The organism is Candidatus Darwinibacter acetoxidans (genome assembly GCF_041936445.1).
GTDB lineage: Bacteria > Bacillota > Limnochordia > Darwinibacteriales > Darwinibacteriaceae > DTU010.
Map to the genome: position 1 here is coordinate 1 of NZ_JBHGXH010000257.1, position 2,504 is coordinate 2,504.

Sequence of the window (2,504 nt, forward strand, 5' to 3'; positions counted from 1 at the left end):
GATAGCGCCTCTGCGCGGCAGCAATGAGCTTGCTGTAAGAGTTGTAAAGGCCCTCAATGACTTGCTGCGCCCTTTCGTTGTGCATCCGCAGGTGCAGCACTTCACTTTCCCGCCGTCTCAAAGGCTCCTTCAGCTCTCCCAGCTGTATCTCGGTGTAGAGGTTTTCAACGAAAGTGCCTGGCACCACAGTCCAAGAATCAGCCAGGTGCAGGTAGTTACCGTCCATGATGATCAGCGCTTCGTTGTTTCTGACCGCCCTGTAAACCGCGTCTCGCCAGAAGTCGCTGGCGTTCTGGTTGGGATTGGGCTCGACATTGAGCAGGTAATACATGTCCTCTCGGACCTCTTCGCCCTTCAGGAAGGTTCTGAACTCAGCCCGGGCCAGAGTCTTGGCGATCAGGTTAGCACATGCTTGGACGGCCAGCTCCTTGTAGTAGACCTCTGTGGCAAGTCCGGCCACCACAGCACTCAAACTCAGCGTGCCTTCCTTGTCAAACAAATCTAGGAACCACTGTCGAATTCCCACACCGCAATCCCTCCCTTCTAGTACGTGTAAACGCCGAACGACAAGATGTTGAAATCTCCCGGGTCTTGGAGCTCGCTGTCTTTGGACAAAGCATGTATCAAAGCAAAGAACCCATCTGTCTTACGGGTTCTAGGCTCGATCTTGTGGTAAGTAGTATTCCCTTTAGGGTCAAGCACCACGCAAGTGTTGTTGATATACCAGCGCATAGTTGGGTTATCTCCAAAGGCAATCGTTTCTTCAGCAAACATCGTGGTAATCAAGGGCGCTCTCTTGGCGTGTGTTACGGGACCGCTAGGAATAATGCTCAAAGGTAATCCGGCCTTAGTAAACGCGTCGCGCACAACTTCGGCTCGATATCTGTCCGCCACAATATCGATGATATGGTACTTCCGGGCCTGCTCGATGAACCAGTTCGCAATATGCTCCGGTGTAATAATGTCGCCGTAGACTATCGTGATCAGGCCCTGCTGCGCCATTTCTTCTACCGGGAACTTAATCCTCCGGTTCTCCATCTTGAGCGCCAAGTGACACACAAAGGTGTGCTCTACCCAGTAACGCCTGCCCTTATATTTAAAGAGCAAGCCACAGGAAGCGAAGTCGTTAATCTGCGCATAGTCGAAAGCCCCAATGCAGGGCTGGCCCTCAAGGTCATCCCAAGGGATAGGTTGGTCGGTGGTCATGATCTTCTCCCATGGGGCCACCACAGTGTAAGAGTCCACCGCCGGGCGGTTCATGCGCTTGGTCATGAACTCGCTGGCCATGCTGGGCTGGTGCTTGGCCAGCTCATACTCCTGCTCCATCTGAAACTTCAGAGTGGGGAAGTACGGCAGCGAAGGGTTGGCCTTCACCCACATGGCCGGGTCATCCCGCTCCTCCTCCTCATCAATCTCATAGATGAGAGGGAGGAACCGCAGATTCGTGATCTCCCCTGACAACACCTTATCCGACAGCTCCAGGAGCTCATCCAGAACACCGCCGCGGACATAGCCATTGGTGGTGATGTAGAAAATCCGGGAATGCTCCCGCTTTCCAAACCCGCTTCGGAACACATTAATAAGGTCCCAGTTCTCATACTCGTGTACCTCATCAAACACCAAACAGGCAGAGCGGCGGCCGTCCTTAGTCCTAGAGTTAGAGGTGTTATACTTGATGTAGCTATTGGTCTTGAGGTTCACAATCACCTGCTTGGTCTTGTAAAAGAACTTTTTAGACTTGGCCCAGGTCAGCTCCAGCACCTCGTAGATGTCATTGAAGGAAGTCATGGCCTGTTCCTGGCTGTTAGCGATGATGTCGATGTTGTAACCCCGGATTCCGTGGTAGTGCGTAGTCAGATACCAGGTCAATCCTGAGATGAACTTGTTTTTCCCGTTGCCACGCCCCACCAAGATAAAAAACTCCATAAATACCAACGTACCGTCTTCATAATAGGCGTGAACAAGGGCAATAATAAAGAGCTCCCAAGGCACCAACTTTATCTCGAAATACTTCTCGATGAGCTCGACGGCCTTTTTCGCCTTTTCCTCATCGATATACACTCCCGGTGCGTCCAGCTTTGACCTGATATAGGGCATAGCCTTCCGGAGCCGCCTGGAGGCGGGTATCTTACCGCTCTCAATAGCTTCCATGTAGTCATCGATATACAGCCTACATTTCCTCGTCGTCATCCGAACCAGCCTCGAAGTCTGCAGCCCTCAATCCCAGCTCCTTTAGCAGCTCCAGCATCTGTTTGTTTACCTTGTCCAAGTTCGCCACACTGTCGTTCTTCTTGTAGCCCCACTGGTTCTGGCCGTTCTGGTACTTCGTCATTACCCCGCGCTTCTTGATGTCCCCAATCAGTGCATTTTTGGTGTCCCACAGGGCCATGTAGTCCTCGATGAGGTCAAGGTAATGCTGGCCGTACACCCCTTGACGCTCCAATTGGTCTGTCAAGTCCTGTCTGATTTGCTCTCGAATTTGACTCTTTTTCGCTCTGGCCACA

The 2,504-nt window shown here is 52.1% G+C and carries 3 protein-coding genes; all 3 read right to left on the reverse strand.

Features of this window, described 5'->3' with window-relative positions; genetic code table 11:
- Positions 1 to 526: phage portal protein (locus ACE4YL_RS09830; RefSeq protein WP_461369595.1), on the reverse strand; the 526-nt coding region annotated here is incomplete at its 3' end.
- 17 nt (positions 527 to 543) lie between these two features.
- Positions 544 to 2,190 carry a terminase TerL endonuclease subunit gene (locus ACE4YL_RS09835; protein ID WP_461369596.1) on the reverse strand — a complete coding sequence of 549 codons (1,647 nt, stop codon included), beginning with the start codon at positions 2,188 to 2,190 and terminating at the stop codon, positions 544 to 546.
- Positions 2,171 to 2,504: P27 family phage terminase small subunit (locus ACE4YL_RS09840; protein WP_461369597.1), on the reverse strand; the 334-nt coding region annotated here is incomplete at its 5' end. The genes ACE4YL_RS09835 and ACE4YL_RS09840, both read right to left, overlap by 20 nt.